Below are 20,049 nucleotides of genomic sequence, written 5' to 3' on the forward strand. Positions count from 1 at the left end.
GGATGCGTAGCGTCTGTCGGCATGAATGGGCGAATGGGTGCCGGACAGGGCACCGCGATGCTCCTCGGCGGCGTGCTGGGACCGGGCATGCTCGTGCTGCCCCAGCTCGCCGCCGCCGCGGCCGGGCCGGCGTCGGTGCTGGCCTGGGCGGGACTGCTGGCGCTGAGCGTGCCGGTCGCGCTGACCTTCGCCGCGCTCGGCGCGCGCCACCCCGACGGCGGCGGCGTGGCCGCGTTCGCCGCGCGCACGTTCGGCCCGAGATGGGCGGCGATGACCGGATGGTGGTTCTACGGTGCGGTCCCGCTGGGCACCGTGGCCGCCGCGCTGGTCGGCGGGGGGTACGTGGCCGACGCCTTCGGCGTCGACCGGATGGCCGCCGCCGCCGCGCTGCTGGCCGCCGCGTTCCTGGCCAACGCGGCCGGGCTGCGCACCTCGGGGCGGCTGCAGCTCGCCCTGCTCGGCGGGCTGGTCGCGCTGCTCGCCGCCGCCGTCGTCACCGCCGCGCCGCACGCGGAGGCGACCTCCTTCACCCCGTTCGCCCCGTACGGGGCCGCGGGCGTGGCGAGCGCGGCCGGGGTGCTGCTGTTCGCCTTCGTCGGCTGGGAGGCGGCCAGCCACCTGTCAGCCGAGTTCGCCGACCGGCGCGGCCTGGTGCGGGCCACGGCCGTGGCGCTGGTAGTGATCATCGTGCTCTATCTGGGCGTCTGCCTGACCACGATCGGCGTGCTCGGCGACCGGGCCGGCACCACGGCGGTGCCGCTCGCCGCGCTCCTGGAGATCGGCTTCGGCCCGGGGGCCCGGCCGGTGACCGGCGCCGTCGCGGTGCTGCTCACCTTCGGCGCCATCAACACCTACATCGCCGGCGCCTCCCGGCTCGGCGCCGCCATGGCGAGGACCGGCGCGCTGCCCGGCTGGTTCGCCAGCGGAGGTGAGCCCGGCCGGACGCCGCTGCGCAGCCTGGCGCTGCTGGCCGCGCTGAGCGTGCCGGTGCTGTTCCTCGCGGGCGACCTGGACGTGCTCATGCGGGCCACCGCCGCCTGCCTCGCCGCGGTCACCACCGTCGGGGTGGCCGCCGCCGTACGGCTGCTGCCCGCCGGAAGGCAGCGCGCCACCGCGGTCGCGGCCACCGCCCTGTCGGCTGTGTCGCTCGCCTGTTGCGGCTTCTACCTGCTGGTGCCCGCGACGCTGGGCCTGCTCGCGACCGTCCTGGTCGTCGAGCTCCCGCGCCGGCCGCTTTCTCGCTGAGTCGATTCGGCGTACTGTCGGCGGGAGGATGCCATGAGCGAGTACGCCAAGGCAAGGGAGCTCGGCGAGCAGGCCCGCGAGCAAGAGTGGACCCGCCCGAGCTTCGCCAAGCAACTGTTCCTCGGAGATCTCCGGCTGGATCTGGTGCATCCGGTGCCGTCCGTGCCCGACGAGGCGGCCAAACGCGGCGAGGAGTTCGTCCGGGCCGTCCGCCGATATCTCGACGCGCACGTGGATCCCGCCCGGATCGAGCGGGACGGGGTCATCCCGGACGAGGTCGTCAAGGGCCTGGCCGGGCTGGGAGCCTTCGGGATCACGATCGGTGAGGAGTACGGCGGGCTCGGCCTGCCGTACCTGTACTACTGCCGCGCGCTCATGCTGGTCGGCTCGTACTGCCCGGCGCTGGCCACGCTGCTGTCGGCGCACCAGTCGATCGGGGTGCCGCAGCCGCTGAAGCTGTTCGGCAGCGAGGAGCAGAAGCGCGAGTTCCTGCCCCGGTGCGCGCGGGGCGAGATCTCCGCGTTCCTGCTCACCGAGCCCGACGTGGGCTCCGACCCGGCCCGGCTGTCGACCACCGCGGTGCGTGACGGCGACGCGTACGTGCTCGACGGGGTCAAGCTGTGGACCACGAACGGCGTGGTCGCCGACCTGCTCGTGGTGATGGCCCGTACGGGGAAGAAGATCAGCGCCTTCGTGGTCGAGGGCGACTCGCCGGGCATCACGGTCAGGCGGCGCAACGCGTTCATGGGGTTGCGCGGCATCGAGAACGGGGTCACGGAGTTCTCGCAGGTCAGGGTCCCGGCGAAGAACCTGATCGGGCGTGAGGGTGAAGGGCTGAAGATCGCCCTGACCACGCTCAACACCGGCCGGCTGTCGCTGCCCGCCAGCTGCGCAGGGCACGCCAAGTGGGCCGTGAAGATCGCCCGCGAGTGGGCGAACGCCCGCGTCCAGTGGGGCCGCAAGGTAGGCGAGCACGAGGTCGTCGCCACGAAGATCGCCTTCATCGCCGCGACCGCGTACGCCCTGGAAGCCGTCTCCGACCTGACCGCCAGGCTGGCCGACGGCGAGGGCAGCGACATCCGCATCGAGGCGGCGCTGGCCAAGCTGTACGCGACCGAGATGTCCTACCAGGCGCTCGACGAACTGGTCCAGATCAGGGGCGGGCGCGGCTACGAGACCGCCGAGTCGCTCGCGGCGCGCGGCGAGCGCGGCGTCCCGGCCGAGCAGATGCTGCGCGACACCCGGATCAACCGCATCTTCGAGGGCTCGTCCGAGATCATGCGGCTGCTCATCACCCGTGAGGCGGTCGACGCCCACCTGACCGCCGCCGGCGAGCTGATCAACCCGGACTCCTCACGGCAGGAGCGCGCCCAGGCGCTCAAGCGGGCCGGCCGCTTCTACGCCCGCTGGCTGCCGTCCCTGGTCACCGGGGCGGGGCAGCTGCCCACCGCCTTCTCGGAGTTCGGGCCGTTGGCCACGCACCTGCGCTTCGTGGAGCGGACCAGCCGCAAGCTGGCCAGGTCCACCTTCTACGGCATGTCCCGCTGGCAGGGGAGGCTGGAGCACAAGCAGGCGTTCCTCGGCCGGATCGTCGACATCGGCGCCGACCTGTTCGCCATGACCGCGGCCTGCGTCAAGGCCGCCGAGGACGAGGGCGACCTCGGACGCCGGCCGCTGGAACTGGCCGACACGTTCTGCCGGCAGGCCAGGCGGCGGGTGGACACGCTGTTCGACAGGCTCTGGGACAACAGTGACGACCACGACGTGCGGCTGGCGCGATACGTGCTCGACGGCCGTTACTCCTTCCTGGAGGAGGGCATCCTCGACCCGTCCATCGAAGGACCGTGGATCGGCCGGCCGGAGGGTGGCGAGAACGTCCGCAGGAAGATTCGCTGACAAGTGGTCTAGACCGCGAGTGCAGAACTCTTCCCCTTACTGTTGCCGTTCTGCAATTTACCGGTATAGACCGCCAGGCGAACCCCGGCTTACGCTTGCGCAAACGCGTGGGGCCGTGACGCTCGCGGCCCCATACCCCTGGGCAGGGTCTGGCAGCTGGTACGGACCAGCACGACCCGTCCGATGAGAAGGCGGTACTTACGGTGAGAATGAGACTTGTGGGCGGCGCCGCTCTCGGCCTGGCTACCGTGCTGGTCCTGTCCAGCTGTGGCTCCGGCGCGTCGGAAGGCGGCGGCGACCAGGCGGCCGACGGCGGCCAGGTCACGCTGAAGATGGTCGCCGCCGACTACGGCGACGGCCCCGGCAAGCCCAACTCCGGAGAGAACTTCTGGAAGGGCGTGGTCGACGAGTTCCAGGCGGCCAACCCGAACATCAAGGTCGACGTCCAGGTCATCAACTGGAACGACATCGACAAGCAGGTCGCCACCATGATCCAGAACGGTCAGGTGCCCGACATCCTGCAGACCGGCGACTACTCCGGATTCGTCGCCGACGGCCTGCTCCACAAGGTCGACGAGGTCCTGTCGCCCGAGGTGTCCGGCGACATGCTGCAGAAGTTCGCCGAGTTCGGCAAGGTCGACGGCACGGCCTACGGCATCCCGTTCGTGTCATCCGCCCGCGCCCTGTTCTACAACAAGGACCTGTTCGAGAAGGCCGGCGTCGCCGAGGCGCCCAAGACCTGGGACGAGCTCAAGGCCGCGGCCGAGAAGCTCAAGGCCTCCGGCGTCAGCCAGCCGTTCGGCCTCCCGCTCGGCCAGGAGGAGGCGCAGGCCGAGTCGTTCCTGTGGATGCTCGGCAACGGCGGCGGCTACAAGGACGACGCCGGCAAGTGGGCGATCAACTCGCCGCAGAACGTCGAGACCTTCACCTACGTCAAGGGCCTCGTCGACGCCGGACTCACCACCCCCAACCCCGGCACCAAGGACCGCAAGACGGTCTGGGAGGACTTCGGCGCCGGCAAGGTCGGCATGGTCAACGGCGGACCCATGTCCATCCCGATCTTCGACGCGGCCGGCCTGAAGAACTACGGCGTCGCGCCCATCCCCGGCAAGACCGGCCCGCTCGACACCACCCTCGGCGTCATGGACTGGATCATGGCGTTCAACAAGAACGGCCGCGCCGAGGAGATCAAGAAGTTCTTCGACTTCTTCTACACCGGCTCCGCCGCTGAGAAGATCAGCGAGACGTACAAGCTGCTGCCCGTCACCAACGGCGGCATCGAGAAGCTGTCGGGCGACGAGAAGCTCAAGCCGTTCCTGGACGCGCTGCCCAACGCCAGCTTCTACCCGTTCCAGGACGAGAAGTGGGCCGAGCTGAACCCGGCGATCAAGCAGACCATCGGCGGCGCCGTCAAGGACGACCCCGCCGCGGTCCTCGGCGAACTCCAGAAGACCGCCGAGGCCGGCTGAACGACGGGGGCCCGTACGGCCGGCGTCTCACCTGAGGCGCCGGCCGTACCTCCACGGAGGAACTTATGAGAAGGTTGCGCGCCCTGGAGCCGCTGGCCTGGATCGGGCCCGCGGTGGTGCTGATCGCCGTCGTCGTGCTCTGGCCGGTCATCGAGATGATCCGGTCCTCCTTTCTGGAGATCAGCAGGGTCGGCGTGGTCCGCGGGTGGAACGGCTTCGACAACTACGACAAGCTGTTCGCCGAGAAGGACTTCGCGGACATCATGGTCCGCAGCGTGGTCTGGGTGGTGGCGGTCGTCGTCCTCACCGTGGTGATCTCGCTCGCTCTCGCCCAGCTGTTCAACCAGCGCTTCCCCGGCCGCAAGGTCGCCCGCTGGGCGCTGGTCGCGCCCTGGGCCGCGTCCGTGCTGATGACCGCCATCGTCTTCCGGTGGATGCTCGACCCGGAGGTCGGCGTCATCAACCAGATCAGGCTCAGACTCGGGCTCATCGACGCGCTCGGCGGAGCCTCCGCCGACCAGCTCGGCGACGCCTCCACCGCCATGCCGTGGCTGGTGTTCGTCGCGGTGTTCGTGTCCGTCCCCTTCACCACGTACGCGCTGCTCGCGGGCCTCGCCACCATCCCCGGTGACGTGTACGAGGCAGCCAAGATGGACGGCGCCTCCCGGCCGCGCACCTACTGGTCGATCACCCTGCCGCTGCTCCGGCCCGCGCTGACCGTCGCCGTGCTGATCAACATGATGAACGTCTTCAACAGCTTCCCGATCATCTGGGCGATGACGCACGGCCAGCCCGGATACTCGACGGCCACCTCGACCATCTTCATGTTCATCCTCAAGAGCTCCGACATCGGCGAGTCCGCCGCCATGTCGGTCGTCAACTTCGGAATGGTGCTGGTGATCACCGCGGTCTTCCTCAAGATCTCGCGCTGGAACAGGGCGGTGGCGTGATGGCAGTCGAGACCGCGCCGAAGGCGCCCGCCCGCCCTGCCCGCCGCCGGCCCGCGCCCGTCGGGCACCGCGCCATGCCCAGACTCAAGACCACGGTGACCGCGGCCGTCGCCTACGTGGTCGCGTTCATCTTCCTGTTCCCGTACCTGGTGATGCTGCTGACCTCGCTGCGTCCCCAGGAGACGCTGCGTGACGCCACCATCCTGCCCACACAGTGGGAATGGGCCAACCTGGTCAACTTCTGGAGCAGCGGCCTCGCGGGCAACCTCGTCGTCACCCTCCAGGTGGCCGCCGGCTCCACCGTCCTGGTGCTCCTGGTGGCGCTGCCGGCCGCCTACTACTCCGCCCGGCACAACTTCAGGGGGCGGACGTTCTTCCTGATCCTCGTGCTGATCACCCAGATGTTCCAGCCGACGGCCATGCTCGTGGGCATCTACCGCGAGTTCTCCCAGCTCGGGCTGGTCGACTCGATCTGGTCGCTGATCCTGGTCAACGGCGGGTTCAACCTGGCGTTCGCGGTGTGGATCCTGAACGCGTACTTCTCCTCGATCCCGCGCGAGCTGGAGGAGGCCGCGTTCATCGACGGCAACGGCCGGTTCGGCGCGCTGTTCCGCATCACGCTCCCGCTGGCCATGCCCGGGGTGATCACCGCGCTGATCTTCACGTTCATCGCGGCCTGGAACGAGTTCGTCGTCGCTCTGACCTTGACCACCACCCCGGAGAACCAGCCTCTGACCGTGGCGCTCAACTCGTTCATCGGCCAGTACCAGGTCGACTGGCAGAACCTGTTCGCCGGGTCGGTCATCGCCACCATCCCGGTGATCATCCTGTTCGCGTTGATCGAGCGGAAGGTGGTCGGCGGGTTGACGGCGGGGTCCATCAAGTGACGTTCGGCTGAGGACCCTCCCTAGGGGGTCCTCAGCCGGGGCCTGGCCAACAGCATGGCCCTCGCGGCAGACGCGCTCCGCGCGATCCCAGCTCGGGCTGTGTTGCGCGGGGGCGAGCCCTCGCGTCCTTGGGTCAAGGGCGTGGTCTTCGCGGTGGGTGGCGCTTCGCGCTGATCGGCTCAGGCGTGTTGTGCGGGGGCAGGCCCCCGCGCCCCCGAGCGAGAGGGCTACCGCCCCCTCGCGCTCCCCGGTCCTTGCCGAGTTCAGTGCCCTTTCCTGTGCGTCCCAGTTCAGCGCCCTCCTTTGCGAGGATCGGCGGGAGCACGGGATAAAGGGCAGATTGGGCGCTCGGATCGCGGATCAGCCGGACCCGTCAAGGGCCGCGAGACCATGCTCCAGGAGCCGGTACAGATCAGCGACAGGCTGGACGCCGGGGACCGGCGGTCGGCCGTCGACCACCAGGCTGGGCACGCCGGTGACGCCGTGTTCGGCCGCGCGGCGCCGGTCGGCGCGGACCTCGTCGGCGTAGCCGTCGCCGGCCAGGACGGCCCGCACCTCATCGCCATCGAGCCCGGCCTGGTCACCAAGGCGACGCAGGACCTGCACATCGGCGACGTTCAGGCCCTCGGTGTGGTAGGCGTGCAGCAGCAGTTCCATCATCTCGTCGGCGCGGTCGCGGTCGGTGGCCAGCTTGACCAGCCGGTGCGCGTCGAAGGTGTTTACCGGGCGAGCCAGATGCAGGTTCAGCTCCAGGCCCTCGGCCGCGCCCAGCGACCGGATGTGCTCGACGCGGGCGGGCGCCTGCTCGCCCCACCACTCGGCCATCGCCTCGGCGGCGGTCGGGCCGGGGGTGCGCTCCGCCTCCGGCGCCAGCTCGTAGCTGCGCCAGGCGACCTCGACGCGAGCGCGGCCGGAGTGCTGCGCCAGCGCGGCCGTCAGGCGTCTCTTGCCGATGTAGCACCACGGGCACAACACATCGGCGTAAATCTCAAGCTTCATGAATGACCTGCGCAATCGATCGTTACTGATGAGATGGGGTTCGCAGTGTCGGCAGGCATGGCCGCGAGCTGCCGGGCGCGATCACGGGTCCAAGCGCTGAGGGCCGGGACCGATCTCGCGGACGACGGTGTAGGTAGGGACTCCGGTCATGCGTGGTTCGGCCCTGCCGGACAGGCTCTCCAGCGCCTTGCCGATGGCGGCCATCCGGCCCTCGGTATCGGAGGTCTCCACGAAGTGGCGGTAGTCCGCCTCGCTCGCCCAGTGCACGATGTTGTACACGCGTGTGCCGTCGGTGCTCAGATGGAAGCGGGCCGAGCGGTATCCGGGATGGAAACGCACCCACCGCTCCTGGATCTCGGCGAAGGCCTCCACCAGCTCGCGCTGTGTGTCGACGCCGTCAACGGTGTAGTCGATGATCGAATAGAAAGCAGAATCCGCGCTCACGGACGCACTCCTCAAATCGCATACGAGGCAGGCCTCAGCGCCCATCGTGCAATCTCAACTGCGGTTGAGGTCAACCACATCTCGTCGCCATGTGCGGCCGATACGGCCAGATGGTGGGATCGAGCTGCGGCGGGGGCCTGGACGGCGACCATCGGGCCGTTGAGCCGATGAGCTGCGCCGGGGATCAGGTCACGGCTGTCGGCCATGCCTGCACACCTGTCCACGGACTTGGGGTCCCCTGAGGTTCCGATCAACCCGGTGAACCAATGCCACCGTCTTTCTGGTCAGCTATGGGGATTCCCGCACGCCGCGTGGGCAGGGACCGGGGAGCGCGAGGGGGCGGTAGCCCTCTCGCCCGGGGGCGCGGGGGCTTGCCCCCGCACAACACGTCTGAGCTGATCGGCGCGGAGCGCCGCCCATGGCGAAGGCCATGCCTTTGACCTGGGGCGCGGGGGCTTGCCCCCGCACAGCGCAGCCCGAGCTGGATTTCGCGCGGAGCGCGTCTACTGCGAGGCCCATGTCACGCGGCCGGGCATGGTTCGCACGGAGCAATCAGCCCGGCGAACATCCGCCGTAGAACCAGCACCCGCACTGAGGAGATGAAGAACGGTCAGCCGGGGACGCGGGCCACGCAGAAGACCGTCTGCCCGAACGGCGGCCGGATGAAGCGCTCGATGAGCCGCGTCATCGGCACCACCGTGCGGTCGTAGATCTTGACCAGCCGCGGGTCCGGGTAACCCACCCCACCTCGGCGCACCGCCGCCCACCAGGCGATGCCGCCCAGGAAGTTGATCGGCTTGAGCACCTCGATGTCCAGCCCCGCCTTGCCCACGGTGGCGGCCAGCGTCTTGGGCGTGTAGCGCTGCACGTGGCCGACCTTGCGGTCGAAGTCGCCGTACAGCTGCATGTAGCCCGGCACCCAGATGACGATCCGCCCGCCCGGGAGGGTGACGCGCGCCAGCGAGCGCAGCGCTTCGGCGTCGTCCTCGATGTGCTCCAGGACGTTCATCATGACCACGGTGTCGACCTTGTCCTTGAGCGGGATCTCGGTCGGCAGGGCGAACTGCAGCACGTCGATGTCGTCGCGGTCGGCGAAGCGCTTCTTGAGCTGCTCGACGCAGTAGGGGTCGAAGTCGCTGACGACCAGCCGGTCGAGCCGCGGCAGGAACTGCTCGGCGAAGTGGCCGAGCCCGGAGCCGATCTCCAGAAGGGACCGGCCGACGTGGGGGGCGACCATGTCGAACTCGTACTTGCGGTAGTTTCTGGCCTCGTCACCGCCGAGGTGGTTCTCCAGGGCCTCGTCACCGGCTGCCGGTTGGACTACACGGTCATAACCAGAGGACATAGTCGCCGATCCTTACGGGTTCGCGGGAATGGGCCAGAGTCTAGTGCCCGCCCCGCGCCGAAGGTCACGGAACACTCTTCCGTACCCGCCACGAATGCGGTGGAATCAGTCACGCCCATGGATGACGACGAGGCCATCGCCCGCTCGCTGGAGGGCGACCTGACCGCCTACGAGGTGCTGGTCGCCCGTTACAGCGCGCTCGCGCACCGCACCGCGGTCCTGTTCGGCGCCCGAGACGAGGCCGAGGACGTGGTACAGGAGGCGTTCGTCAAGGCGTTCCGGCATCTCAGGACGTTCCGCCGCGACGCGGGTTTCCGCCCGTGGCTGCTGCGTATCGTGGCCAACGAGACGCACAACCTGACGCGGGCGCGCGGCCGCAGGTCGGAGCTGACGGTACGGCTGAGCGCCACGGCCGAGGCGAAGGCCCCCGACGACCCCGAGGGCACGGCCGTGGCCACGGACCGGCGGGCCCGGCTGCTGGAGGCGGTCAGGGCGCTGCCCGAGCGGGAACGCAGAGCCGTCGTCTGCCGGTACTTCTTACAGCTGTCCGAGGCTGAGACCGCTCAGGTGCTCGGCTGGCCGGTCGGCACCGTCAAGTCCAGGACGCACCGCGGCCTGGCGAGGCTCAGGGAGGAGGCAGGGCATGAGCTCGGATGAGCGCTTCGACGACATCGAGGCCGAGTTGCGCGCCCTGGCCGGCTCCCTCGACGTGCCGGCCCCGCCGCCCGAGCAGGTGGCGGCGGCTGTGCGGACCAGGCTGGAAGCCCCGCGGCCGGTCAAGCGGCGGCGGTGGCGGATCGTCGCGGTGGCGGTGGTCGCCCTGGTCGCCGTCACGGCGGCCACCCCGCAGGGCAGGCAGGCGGTGACCGCGATCCTCCGTTACGCCGGGATCGAGCTGCGGCTCGGCGGCGACACCCCGGCTCCGGTGCCCACGCCGGCGCCGCTGCCGGGGGAGCGGGAGGTGCCGCCTGACGAGGTCGCCGGGCAGGTCGCGTTCCCGGTCAGGACCCTGGCCGCGCTGGGCGAGCCGGAACGCGTTACGGTCGCCGACGGCGGCCGGGTGGTGTCGATGTTCTGGCCGGACGGCATCCGGCTGGACCAGTTCGACGGCCGGATGGACCCGTTCTTCTTCAAGCGGCTCGGCCCGCCGTTCCCCGACGAGGTCGAGGTCGACGGCGTCACCGGCTTCTGGCTGCCGGGCTCGCACCCCCTCGGCTACATCACCCGCGAGGGGGGCGGGGAGGTGCCGCTGCGCCAGGCCGGGCCCACCCTCATCTGGCAGTCGGGCGACGTCGGCCACCGGCTGGAGGGCGCCCCGTCGATGGCGCGGGCGGCCGAGCTGGCCGGCTCACTCCGGTGAGGCCAGCCAGTCGTCGACGCCCTTGATCAGCTCCTTGCGGACCGGCTCGGGCGCGGCCGACGACCTGATCGACTGGCGCGCCAGCTCGGCGATCTCCGCGTCGGTGAACCCGTACACCTCCCTGGCCAGCTCGTACTGACGCAGCAGCCGGGCCCCGAACAGCAGCGGGTCGTCGGAGCCGAGCGCGACCGGCACCCCCGCCTCGAACAGCCTGCGCAGCGGCACGTCCGCCGCCCGCTCGGCCACCCCCAGCCCTACGTTGGAGGTCGGGCACACCTCGCAGCAGATCTGCCGCTCGGCCAGCCGCTCCATCAGCCACCGGTCCTCGGCCGCGCGCACGCCGTGGCCGACCCGGTCGGCGTCGAGGTCGTCGACGCACTGCGCCACGCTCCGCGGCCCCAGCAGCTCCCCGCCGTGCGGCACGGCCAGCAGCCCGGCCCGCTTGGCGATGCGGAACGCCCGGTCGAAGTCGCGGGCCTGGCCGCGCCGCTCGTCGTTGGACAGGCCGAACCCGACCACGCCCTTGCCGACGTACTGGGCGGCCAGCCGGGCGAGCGTGTTGGCGTCGAGGGGATGCCTGGTGCGGTTGGCGGCCACCACCACCGCGAGGCCGGTGCCCGTGGCCCGCGAAGCCTGCTCGGCCGCGTCCAGCACCAGCTCCAGCGTGGCCGTCAGGCCGCCGAACATCTGCTGGTAGCCCGACGGGTCGACCTGGATCTCCAGCCACCGCGACCCGGCCGCCGTCTCGTCCTCGGCGGTCTCGCGCAGCAGCCGGTAGACGTGCTCCGGCCGCCGCAGCACCGACCTGGCGATGTCGTACAGCCGCTGGAACCGGAACCAGCCGCGCTCGTCGGTCGCCCGCAACCGGGGCGGCCAGTCCTGCTCCAGCGCGTCGGGCAGGTGCAGGCCCTGCTCCCTGGCCAGCTCGATCAGGGTCGAGTGGCGCATGGAGCCGGTGAAGTGGAGATGCAGATGGGCCTTGGGCAGCGAGAGCAGGGACCTTGCCATCGCCATATTTTGCCACCGGACCGGGCCGCGACTTGCCGTGTCAGCACGGCTGTTGTAGGAGACTAGGGTCCTTCTTCCCGCGTTCCGGCCCTGGAGTGGTGATGCGGCGCCTGGCGACGGTGCTCCTGACACTGAGCCTTGCCGCGTGCGGCCCGTCCGCCCCCGCGCCGCAGATCGGCCGGCCCAGCCCGGTCGCCGCCGTGACGGGCCCCACGCTGTCGTGCGGCTCCGCACCCGTCGGCGTCGCCGCCATGCCCGTCGGCACCACGAGATCCGGTACGTTCCGGCACGTCAGATCCCTCACCCGGAAGCTGAAGGTCAGGGGCGAGACCTGGAGCCGGGGCGCCGAGCGGCTGCACGTCGGCGTCGTCTGCGGGGTCAGGACCGCCGAGGAGTTCGCCACCCTCGTCGACCGGGCCACGCTCGGCATGCACCACGGCAAGCCCGCGCTGAGCTGGGAGACCCGGGGCGACCTGCACAACTTCATGTGGCTGGAGCGCCCCGGCACCGCCGTCTACGTCGCCGCGACCCCCGGCCTGTCCACGGAGATCGACCGCATCGCCGACGAGGCGACCGGGTAATCGCATGACCACGCCGTTCTTGACGGTCAGTGGGCCTCGGCCAGCAGCTTGGCGAGGCGGCTGACGCCCTCCACCAGGTCGTCGTCGCCCAGCGCGTACGACAGGCGGAAGTAGCCGGGGGTGCCGAACGCCTCGCCGGGCACCACGGCCACCTCCGCCTCCTCCAGGATCAGCTCGGCCAGCTCGGCCGACGACCCCGGGCGGCGCCCGCGCAGCTCCTTGCCGATGAGCTCCTTGACCGCCGGGTAGGCGTAGAACGCGCCCTTCGGTTCCGGGCACAACACGCCCGGGATCTCGTTGAGCATGCGCACCATCGTCTGGCGGCGCCGGTCGAACGCCTCACGCATCCGCGCCACCGCGGACAGGTCGCCGGAGACCGCCGCCAGCGCGGCCATCTGCGAGACGTTGGAGACGTTGGAGGTGGCGTGCGACTGCAGGTTGGTCGCCGCCTTGACCACGTCGGGCGGCCCGATCAGCCAACCGACCCGCCAGCCCGTCATCGCGTACGTCTTGGCCACGCCGTTGAGGATCACGACATGGTCGCCCAGCTCGGGGACGGCCGTGGCGATGCTGGTGAACTCGGCGCCGCCGTACGTCAGATGCTCGTAGATCTCGTCGGTGACCACCCACAGGCCGTGCTCGGCCGCCCAGCGGCCGATCTCGACCGTCTGCTCGCGCGAGTAGACGGCGCCCGTCGGGTTGGACGGCGAGACGAACAGCAGGACCTTCGTGCGGTCGGTGCGGGCCGCCTCCAGCTGCTCGACGCTCGCCAGGTAGCCCGTCGTCTCGTCGGTGACGACGTCGACCTGGACGCCCCCGGCCAGCTTGATCGCCTCCGGGTAGGTCGTCCAGTAGGGGGCCACGACCAGGACCTCGTCGCCCGGGTCGAGCAGCGTGGCGAACGCCTCGTAGACGGCCTGCTTGCCGCCGTTGGTCACCAGCACCCGCGACGCGTCGGCCTCGTAGCCGGAGTCGCGCCGCGTCTTGGCGGCGATCGCCTGCTTCAGCTCGGGCAGGCCGCTCGCCGGGGTGTACTTGTGGAAGCGGGGCTCGCGCGCCGCGGCCACGGCGGCCTCGACGATGTAGTCGGGCGTCGGGAAGTCGGGCTCGCCCGCGCCGAAGCCGATGACCGGACGGCCGGCCGCCTTCATCGCCTTCGCCTTGGCGTCCACGGCGAGGGTCGCGGACTCGGAAATCGCGGAAATCCGTGTGGAGACACGGCGTCGGGTGGACATGCCTCCATGCTCCCACGCGCGCCCCCACGCCATGTGACCTGCGCGATCAGGTTTGGGTTCGACGTGGCGGGCAATCTTCCGTACACTTTCGCCAGGTCCTGCAGCCGCATGTCGATGTGGCGTTCGGTCCAGGCAGTAAGTCATCCAGGGTAGTGTGGTTGACGACATAGGGCACTGGCGCAATTGGTAGCGCACCGGTCTCCAAAACCGGCGGTTGGGGGTTCGAGTCCCTCGTGCCCTGCGAGTGCGGTCCGCGCAATAATGGCGTGTAGGCGCCGCATAACTGCGTTGGATACGACCGATTTCAGGTGAGGACTGTGGCGATCGACACGCGCGGCGAGACCGCAGGCAAGCCCAGTGGTGAGAAGAAGCGTACTTCTCCGGCCCTGTTCTACCGTCAGGTCGTGGCCGAGCTGCGCAAGGTCATCTGGCCGACGCGCAAGGAGCTGGTCACGTACACCACGGTTGTCATGGTGTTCGTGCTGATCATGGTCGGCATCATCTACGGCCTCGACGCCGCGTTCGGCTGGGCCGTCCTGCAGATTTTCGGCGGCTGATTCTGACGCAGACGGCGCGCGCCTGACGGAGCCGCCGTTCGATACCGACGAAAGAGGAAGAGTCACCGTGTCCGAATCTTCAGTGCCGGCCGACGAGCCCCGCGAGAAGTGGGACGCCGAGCCGGAAGAGGCCTCCCAGGCCGCTGAGGAGACCGTCGAAGACGTCGTGGACAGCGACGAGGTCGACGAGACCGCCGAGGCGGCCGTCGTCGAGGAGGACGGTGACGTCGAGCCCGACGTCGACCCGGTCGAGGAGTTCAAGCGTTCGCTCCGCGGCCTGCCCGGCGAGTGGTACGTGATCCACTCCTACGCCGGTTACGAGAACCGCGTGAAGTCCAACATCGAGAGCCGCAACGTGTCGCTCAACATGGAGGACTACATCTACCAGGTCGAGGTGCCGACGCACACCGTCCAGGAGTTCAAGAGCGGCAAGAAGGTGCCGGTCAAGGAGCGCGTGCTGCCCGGCTACGTCCTGGTGCGCATGGAGCTGACCGACGAGTCCTGGGCCGCGGTGCGCAACACCCCGGGCGTGACCGGCTTCGTCGGCCTGTCCAACAAGCCCAGCCCGCTCAGCCTCGACGAGGTGGCCAAGCTGCTCGCCCCGGAGCCGACCGAGGAGAGCAAGAAGACCGCCGCCAAGACGCCCTCCGGCCCCGCCGTCGAGTTCGAGATCGGCGAGTCCGTCACCGTCATGGACGGCCCGTTCGCCACCCTGCCCGCCTCGGTCAGCGAGATCAGCCCCGAGTCGCAGAAGCTCAAGGTGCTGGTCTCGATCTTCGGCCGGGAGACCCCGGTGGAGCTGTCGTTCAACCAGGTCTCGAAGATCTGAGACGATCACCTACAATTAAACGTTCGGTCGGCCGCCTGTCGCGAAGGGCGGCCTTCCGACATGTCCGGGCGCACCCGCGTTCCGGAAGGCATCACCATCAGGACCCGGAGAAGGACTCATGCCTCCGAAGAAGAAGATCGCGGCTCTGGTCAAGGTCCAGCTTCCCGCTGGCCAGGCCACGCCCGCACCGCCGGTCGGTACCGCCCTCGGTCCCCACGGCGTCAACATCATGGACTTCGTGAAGCAGTACAACGCTGCGACCGAGGCCCAGCGGGGCAACATCATCCCCGTCGAGATCACCATTTTCGAAGACCGCAGCTTCACCTTCGTCACGAAGACGCCTCCGGCGCCCGAGCTGATCAAGAAGGCGCTGGGTCTCGACAAGGGCAGCGCGACCCCGCACAAGGACAAGGTGGGCAAGCTCAGCCGCGAGCAGCTGCGCAGCATCGCCGAGACGAAGATGCCCGACCTCAACGCCAACAGCGTCGAGCAGGCCGAGAAGATCATCGCCGGCACCGCCCGTTCCATGGGCATCACCGTCGCCGACTAAGCACTTCCCCACCCGTGGGAGGGCCGCCCGCCGGCCCGCACACCACAAGGAGACAGACATGCAGCGCAGCAAGGCGCACAAGGACGCGGCGGCCAAGGTCGACCGCGACAAGCTCTACAGCCCGGCCGACGCGGCCAGGCTGGCCAAGGAGACGTCGACCACCAAGTTCGACTCCACCGTCGAGGTGGCGCTGAGGCTGGGCGTCGATCCCCGCAAGGCCGACCAGATCGTGCGCGGCACGGTCAACCTCCCGCACGGCACCGGTAAGACCGCCCGGGTCCTGGTCTTCGCGACCGGTGACCGTGCTGAGGCGGCCCGCGAGGCGGGCGCCGACATCGTCGGGGCCGACGAGCTGATCGACGAGATCTCCAAGGGCAACCGGCTCAACGAGTTCGACGCCGTGGTGGCCACGCCCGACCTGATGGGCAAGGTCGGCCGCCTGGGCCGCGTCCTCGGCCCGCGCGGTCTCATGCCCAACCCGAAGACCGGCACGGTGACGCCCGACGTGGCCAAGGCCGTGACCGAGATCAAGGGCGGCAAGATCGAGTTCCGCACCGACCGGCAGGCCAACCTCCACTTCATCATCGGCAAGACGTCGTTCCCCGAGCGCCAGCTCCTGGAGAACTACGCGGCCGCGCTCGACGAGGTGCTGCGGCTCAAGCCGTCGGCGGCCAAGGGCCGCTACATCAAGAAGGTGACGTTCTCCACGACCATGGGCCCCGGTGTCCCGGTCGACCCCAACGTCACCCGCGGCATCGTCGGCGAGCTCGACGCCGTCTGACGAGTTTTTCTGGAAAGGCCCCGGCGTGCTCCGCGCCGGGGCTTTCCCATGTCCGGGGCCTTTTCCCCGGGTCCGGATATTCACGGCTTCCTTCGTACGGAACGCCTCTCAGGGACATCCCTGGGTTTTCCATGAGAAGCTGCGGGAAAGCGCTACGAGAAGCCAGCTGACACGTAGGGTCGATACATGTTCAAGCGCAGGTTTTCTCTCGCCATCGCCGCGGCCGCGGCCGCTCTGGCCGCGACAGCGGTCGCCGGCTGTGGAACTAACGCGCAGCCCATTCAGGTGAATCTCGCCGCCTCCGAGGTGCTCGCCCAGGCGGCCCAGAAGACGACAGAGGTCAGTTCTTACACGGTTGACGCGGTCGTCGACGTCTCGCACCCGCAGGAGGGCGAGGGCAAGGTTCAAGGCCGCATGGTCTACCAGAGCCAGCCCCAGCTCGCCCTTGACCTGACCGTGGACACCGCCGGCGTCGGCGGCAGGGAGCTGCCCGGCGGCGCCCGGGTGATCCTCCAGGGCGACACGGCGTACGTCAAGGTCGAGACGCTCAACAAGGTGCTCGGCGCCACCAAGCCGTGGATCAAGGTGCCGCTCGCCGAGGCCGGCGACCGTGCCCAGGTGGACCAGATGCTGGGCCAGGTGCAGCAGTTCGACCTGGCGAGCGTGACCAAGATGATCACCACGTCGCAGGACGTCAAGGCGGCCGGCAACGAGAGCGTGGGCGGCACCGACACCACCCACTACAGCGGCACCTTCCCGGTGGAGGCGGCCGTGCAGCAGCTGCCCGCCGAGGAGCGGGACCAGGCGCGGAAGAACCTGGCCGAGCTGAAGGACGTCAAGTTCGACATCTGGGTCGCCGCCGACGGCCTGCCCCGCAAGCTGACCCTGAGCGGCGCCAAGGAGGGCGGCACGCTCGACGCGACGCTGATGTTCAAGGGCTACAACGAGCCCGTCGACATCCAGGCCCCGCCCGCCGACCAGGTCGGTGAGCTGCCGAAGGGCACCACCAACTGAGAACGATTTGGAAACTCGGCGGCCAGCACGTAGTCTGGTCGTTGCCGAAGACCGCCGGTCGTCGCCAGGTGCCTCAAAGCCTGGCGACCGAAGGATCCACCTCAGGTGGACGGCCCGCGCAGGTGTGATGCGAGTTTCCCATATGGTGCATTCCATGTGTGTGAGCCCCGTGTGCGCCCTGCGCCCGGGGCTGTTCTCATGTCAGGGCCCTTCACCGGTGGCACACCTGGAAGGAGGCCCATGGCGAGGGCGGATAAGGCGACAGCGGTTGCCGAGCTCAAGAGCGAGTTCGAAGGCAGCGCCGCCGCCGTTCTGACCGAGTACCGCGGTCTCACCGTTGCCCAGCTCAAGCAGCTGCGCGTCTCTCTCGGTGAGAATGCGAAGTTCGCCGTGGCGAAGAACACCCTGACCAAGATCGCGGCCAACGAGGCCGGTCTCGCGGGTCTCGACGACCTGCTCACCGGGCCGACCGCGATCGCCTTCGTCAACGGCGACGTTGTCGAGGCCGCCAAGGGTCTGCGTGACTTCGCCAAGGCCAATCCCCTTCTGGTGATCAAGGGTGGTGTCCTCGACGGCAAGACGCTGGACGCCACTGAGATCACCAAGCTCGCCGACCTCGAGTCCCGCGAGGTTCTCCTCGCGAAGCTTGCTGGCGCGATCAAGGCGAAGCAGAGCGCTGCCGCCGCTATGTTCGCCGCGCTGCCCACCAACATGGCTCAGCTGGCCGACGCTCTTCGCGCCAAGCGCGAAGAGGCGGGCGAGTAGCTCGGGGATTGCCGCAACACCGCGGTCCCGTTCCTAAATTTCGCAAGTCCCTTACGGAGGAAACATCATGGCGAAGCTCAGCACCGACGAGCTGCTCGACGCGTTCAAGGAGATGACCCTCCTCGAGCTTTCCGAGTTCGTTAAGCAGTTCGAGGAGACCTTCGACGTCAAGGCCGCCGCCCCGGTCGCGGTCGCCGCCGCTCCGGCCGCCGCCGGTGGTGGCGAGGCCGCCGCCGCTGCCGAGGAGCAGGACGAGTTCGACGTCATCCTCGAGGCCGCCGGCGACAAGAAGATCCAGGTCATCAAGGAGATCCGCGCCCTCACGTCCCTCGGCCTGAAGGAGGCCAAGGACCTGGTGGACGGCGCTCCGAAGAACGTCTTCGACGGCAAGGTCAACAAGGAGCAGGCGGAGAAGGCCAAGGCTGCCCTGGAGGGCGCCGGCGCCACCGTCACGGTCAAGTAAGACCGAACGCTTCGAAAGGGGCGGTCACATCCAGGTGCCGGGTGTGCCGCCCCTTTCGCATGCCCGGCCGCGATCCATGCCATTCGGGTCCGGTTCGTACCGTGTGGGGCGATTGGCAGGTCCCGGAGAAGGCGGGCGGGTTATGATCCCGGCGACCGGCCGGGAGGGGGTGAGCGCGGATGTCCCGCATGGTCGTCCCGGTGCTCGCCGTCCTGGCGGCGCTGCTCGCGGCGGCGGCGGTCTGGCTCGGCGTGCAGGAGCGCGACGCGCAGGCCAGGGCCGACGACCGGCAGGCGGTGCTGCGCGCGGCGGGCACGCACGCGATGAACCTGCTCTCGCTCCACCACGAGACCGTCGACTCCGACGTGCACCGCATCCTGACCAGCTCCACCGGCGCGGCCAGGGCCGCGTACGAGGCCGCGGCGGACGAGATGATGCGGACCACGCGCAAGAACAAGGTCATCCAGGAGGGCGTGGTACGCGCGGCAGGGCTGGAGTCGATCTCCGGGGACACCGCCAGGGCGCTCGTGGTGGCCGACGTGGTGATCCGCTGGGACGGTTCCGACGACGCGCCCCAGGAGCGCTTCTACCGGTGGCGGATGGACCTGGCCAAGGTTCAAGGGGTCTGGCTGGTGTCGAAGGCGGAGCAGGTCACGTGAGGGCCGTCCTGGTGGTGCTCGGCGTCCTGGTGCTCGCCCTGGGCGCGGCGACGGGCGTGCTCTGGTCCGACTGGCGGGCCCTGCGCGGCGGCGAGGCCGCGGGCGCGGAGGCCATGGCGGCCGCCAAGGCGGTCGCGCCGGAGCTGCTCTCGTACGACTACCGCACGGTCGAGCGGGACCTGGCGCGCGCGGGGCAGCACACCACCGGGGCGCTCACCCGGCAGTACGCGGAGCTGTCGGGGTCCCTGTCGACCAGAGCCAAGGAACGCAAGATGGTCCAGACCGCCTCCGTCGTGGCCGCGGCGGTGGAGCGGGCGGAGCCGGACAGGGTGGAGGTTCTTCTGTTCGTGAACACGGGTACGATCACGGAGGCCGTGGGGAAGGCCGAGCCGCGCCAGCAGGTCAGCCAGACCCGGGCCAGGTTCGTCATGATCAGGCAGGGCGGCAGGTGGCTCGTCTCGGACCTGTCGACTCTGCTCGGGACCGCCTGAGAGGGCCCCCGGGCGCGCCGTGTCCTTCAATTGTTACCAAAAACTAGGTTTAGTGAGTCCTTTGTCGCGGGTATCTCCGTCACTGCTACACCGGTTGTCGGCCTGGGTTCGACCCCCGGTGTGACGGAGCGTTAACCGCCCCCGTTCGCGGGTATCGTCTTGGGCCTGGCGGTAGGCGATCAGTCACACAGGGGAGAAAACCCAGCGTCTGAGCCCCTAGGCGGCTAAAAGTGGGGCTTGCGGGCTTGACGGATTCGTTCAGAAGAGCGATGCTGCGACCAACGTGAAGCATGCAGCGAGAGCGAAGTGGACAGGCGTGTGCCGTTCGGCTACACTGCCCCTTTGCGCTGCCCTTTGACGACCCGCTCCGCTTGCTCACGTTGCGAGGTTGTCTGGCGTGCGTGTAGTCAGTCCGCCGCGAGCCCTCGGAAGGACATCTGTTGGCAGCCTCGCGCAACGCCTCCGCCGTACCCGCTGGTCCCCGTCGCGTCTCTTTCTCGCGTATCCAGGAGCCGCTCGAA

General features: G+C 69.5%; 22 protein-coding genes and 1 tRNA gene. 18 read left to right on the forward strand and 5 right to left on the reverse strand.

Going from position 1 to position 20,049, the window contains the following annotated elements:
* Positions 1–33 precede the first annotated feature (33 nt).
* The 5 genes from ACZ6YG_RS32070 to ACZ6YG_RS32090 all read left to right on the forward strand — a co-directional run bounded on the left by ACZ6YG_RS32070 (position 34) and on the right by ACZ6YG_RS32090 (position 6,447).
* Entirely contained in the window at positions 34–1,245 is a 1,212-nt protein-coding gene (locus tag ACZ6YG_RS32070; protein ID WP_466020055.1) for an APC family permease, read from the forward strand.
* Positions 1,246–1,278: 33 nt separating this feature from the next.
* Positions 1,279–3,141 carry an acyl-CoA dehydrogenase family protein gene (locus tag ACZ6YG_RS32075; protein ID WP_466020056.1) on the forward strand — a complete coding sequence of 621 codons (1,863 nt, stop codon included), beginning with the start codon at positions 1,279–1,281 and terminating at the stop codon, positions 3,139–3,141.
* A 209-nt stretch (positions 3,142–3,350) separates the two neighbouring features.
* Positions 3,351–4,610 carry an extracellular solute-binding protein gene (locus ACZ6YG_RS32080; protein WP_148036754.1) on the forward strand — a complete coding sequence of 420 codons (1,260 nt, stop codon included), beginning with the start codon at positions 3,351–3,353 and terminating at the stop codon, positions 4,608–4,610.
* Positions 4,611–4,675: 65 nt separating this feature from the next.
* Positions 4,676–5,560: a carbohydrate ABC transporter permease gene (locus ACZ6YG_RS32085; RefSeq protein WP_466020057.1), complete on the forward strand. Its 885-nt coding sequence runs from the start codon at positions 4,676–4,678 to the stop codon at positions 5,558–5,560.
* Positions 5,560–6,447 (forward strand): carbohydrate ABC transporter permease, encoded by an 888-nt coding sequence (locus ACZ6YG_RS32090; protein ID WP_148036756.1) that lies wholly within the window; start codon positions 5,560–5,562, stop codon positions 6,445–6,447. Before ACZ6YG_RS32085 ends, ACZ6YG_RS32090 begins: the two co-directional genes overlap by 1 nt.
* A 360-nt stretch (positions 6,448–6,807) precedes the next feature.
* On the opposite strand, the gene ACZ6YG_RS32095 is transcribed toward ACZ6YG_RS32090, so the two are convergent.
* The 3 genes from ACZ6YG_RS32095 to ACZ6YG_RS32105 form a co-directional block, all read right to left on the reverse strand.
* Positions 6,808–7,446: a DsbA family oxidoreductase gene (locus ACZ6YG_RS32095; RefSeq protein ID WP_466020058.1), complete on the reverse strand. Its 639-nt coding sequence runs from the start codon at positions 7,444–7,446 to the stop codon at positions 6,808–6,810.
* A gap of 81 nt (positions 7,447–7,527) precedes the next feature.
* Positions 7,528–7,890 (reverse strand): antibiotic biosynthesis monooxygenase family protein, encoded by a 363-nt coding sequence (locus ACZ6YG_RS32100; protein ID WP_466020059.1) that lies wholly within the window; start codon positions 7,888–7,890, stop codon positions 7,528–7,530.
* 610 nt (positions 7,891–8,500) lie between these two features.
* Complete coding sequence (locus tag ACZ6YG_RS32105) at positions 8,501–9,235, reverse strand: class I SAM-dependent methyltransferase (protein WP_148036760.1); 735 nt, start codon at positions 9,233–9,235, stop codon at positions 8,501–8,503.
* 117 nt (positions 9,236–9,352) lie between these two features.
* Between ACZ6YG_RS32105 and ACZ6YG_RS32110 the strand changes: the two genes are divergently transcribed.
* Both ACZ6YG_RS32110 and ACZ6YG_RS32115 read left to right on the forward strand, forming a co-directional pair.
* Complete coding sequence (locus ACZ6YG_RS32110) at positions 9,353–9,892, forward strand: RNA polymerase sigma factor (protein WP_148036761.1); 540 nt, start codon at positions 9,353–9,355, stop codon at positions 9,890–9,892.
* Complete coding sequence (locus ACZ6YG_RS32115; RefSeq protein ID WP_466020060.1) at positions 9,879–10,595, forward strand: hypothetical protein; 717 nt, start codon at positions 9,879–9,881, stop codon at positions 10,593–10,595. Before ACZ6YG_RS32110 ends, ACZ6YG_RS32115 begins: the two co-directional genes overlap by 14 nt.
* Here the strand turns inward: ACZ6YG_RS32115 and ACZ6YG_RS32120 are convergent.
* Positions 10,584–11,609, reverse strand: coding sequence for an adenosine deaminase (locus ACZ6YG_RS32120; RefSeq protein ID WP_378525274.1), 1,026 nt, complete (start codon positions 11,607–11,609; stop codon positions 10,584–10,586). The genes ACZ6YG_RS32115 and ACZ6YG_RS32120 overlap by 12 nt on opposite strands.
* Positions 11,610–11,704: 95 nt before the next feature.
* On the opposite strand from ACZ6YG_RS32120, the gene ACZ6YG_RS32125 reads away from it, so the two are divergent.
* Complete coding sequence (locus ACZ6YG_RS32125; protein ID WP_148036764.1) at positions 11,705–12,184, forward strand: hypothetical protein; 480 nt, start codon at positions 11,705–11,707, stop codon at positions 12,182–12,184.
* A 26-nt stretch (positions 12,185–12,210) separates the two neighbouring features.
* Here the strand turns inward: ACZ6YG_RS32125 and ACZ6YG_RS32130 are convergent, their stop codons facing one another.
* A complete protein-coding gene (locus ACZ6YG_RS32130; RefSeq protein ID WP_466020061.1) occupies positions 12,211–13,419 on the reverse strand; it encodes a pyridoxal phosphate-dependent aminotransferase in 1,209 nt (402 codons plus the stop codon).
* A gap of 168 nt (positions 13,420–13,587) precedes the next feature.
* Between ACZ6YG_RS32130 and ACZ6YG_RS32135 the strand changes: the two genes are divergently transcribed.
* The 10 genes from ACZ6YG_RS32135 to ACZ6YG_RS32180 all read left to right on the forward strand — a co-directional run bounded on the left by ACZ6YG_RS32135 (position 13,588) and on the right by ACZ6YG_RS32180 (position 19,528).
* Positions 13,588–13,660, forward strand: a tRNA-Trp gene (locus ACZ6YG_RS32135).
* 76 nt (positions 13,661–13,736) lie between these two features.
* Entirely contained in the window at positions 13,737–13,976 is a 240-nt protein-coding gene (secE, locus tag ACZ6YG_RS32140) for a preprotein translocase subunit SecE (protein WP_148036766.1), read from the forward strand.
* Positions 13,977–14,043: 67 nt separating this feature from the next.
* A complete protein-coding gene (gene nusG, locus ACZ6YG_RS32145) occupies positions 14,044–14,805 on the forward strand; it encodes a transcription termination/antitermination protein NusG (RefSeq protein WP_148036767.1) in 762 nt (253 codons plus the stop codon).
* A 118-nt stretch (positions 14,806–14,923) separates the two neighbouring features.
* Entirely contained in the window at positions 14,924–15,355 is a 432-nt protein-coding gene (gene rplK / locus ACZ6YG_RS32150; RefSeq protein WP_148036768.1) for a 50S ribosomal protein L11, read from the forward strand.
* 58 nt (positions 15,356–15,413) lie between these two features.
* Complete coding sequence (gene rplA / locus ACZ6YG_RS32155) at positions 15,414–16,136, forward strand: 50S ribosomal protein L1 (RefSeq protein WP_148036769.1); 723 nt, start codon at positions 15,414–15,416, stop codon at positions 16,134–16,136.
* A gap of 186 nt (positions 16,137–16,322) precedes the next feature.
* On the forward strand, positions 16,323–17,150 hold the full coding sequence (locus tag ACZ6YG_RS32160; protein ID WP_466020062.1) for an SCO4651 family lipoprotein: 828 nt from the start codon (positions 16,323–16,325) through the stop codon (positions 17,148–17,150).
* 240 nt (positions 17,151–17,390) lie between these two features.
* Entirely contained in the window at positions 17,391–17,915 is a 525-nt protein-coding gene (rplJ, locus tag ACZ6YG_RS32165) for a 50S ribosomal protein L10 (RefSeq protein WP_148036771.1), read from the forward strand.
* A gap of 67 nt (positions 17,916–17,982) precedes the next feature.
* Positions 17,983–18,378, forward strand: coding sequence for a 50S ribosomal protein L7/L12 (rplL, locus tag ACZ6YG_RS32170; protein ID WP_148036772.1), 396 nt, complete (start codon positions 17,983–17,985; stop codon positions 18,376–18,378).
* Between the two features lie 179 nt (positions 18,379–18,557).
* On the forward strand, positions 18,558–19,037 hold the full coding sequence (locus ACZ6YG_RS32175) for a hypothetical protein (RefSeq protein ID WP_148036773.1): 480 nt from the start codon (positions 18,558–18,560) through the stop codon (positions 19,035–19,037).
* On the forward strand, positions 19,034–19,528 hold the full coding sequence (locus tag ACZ6YG_RS32180; RefSeq protein ID WP_261809067.1) for a hypothetical protein: 495 nt from the start codon (positions 19,034–19,036) through the stop codon (positions 19,526–19,528). Before ACZ6YG_RS32175 ends, ACZ6YG_RS32180 begins: the two co-directional genes overlap by 4 nt.
* Positions 19,529–20,049: the final 521 nt, after the last annotated feature.

The sequence above is a fragment of the Nonomuraea sp. NPDC054003 genome (assembly GCF_055585125.1).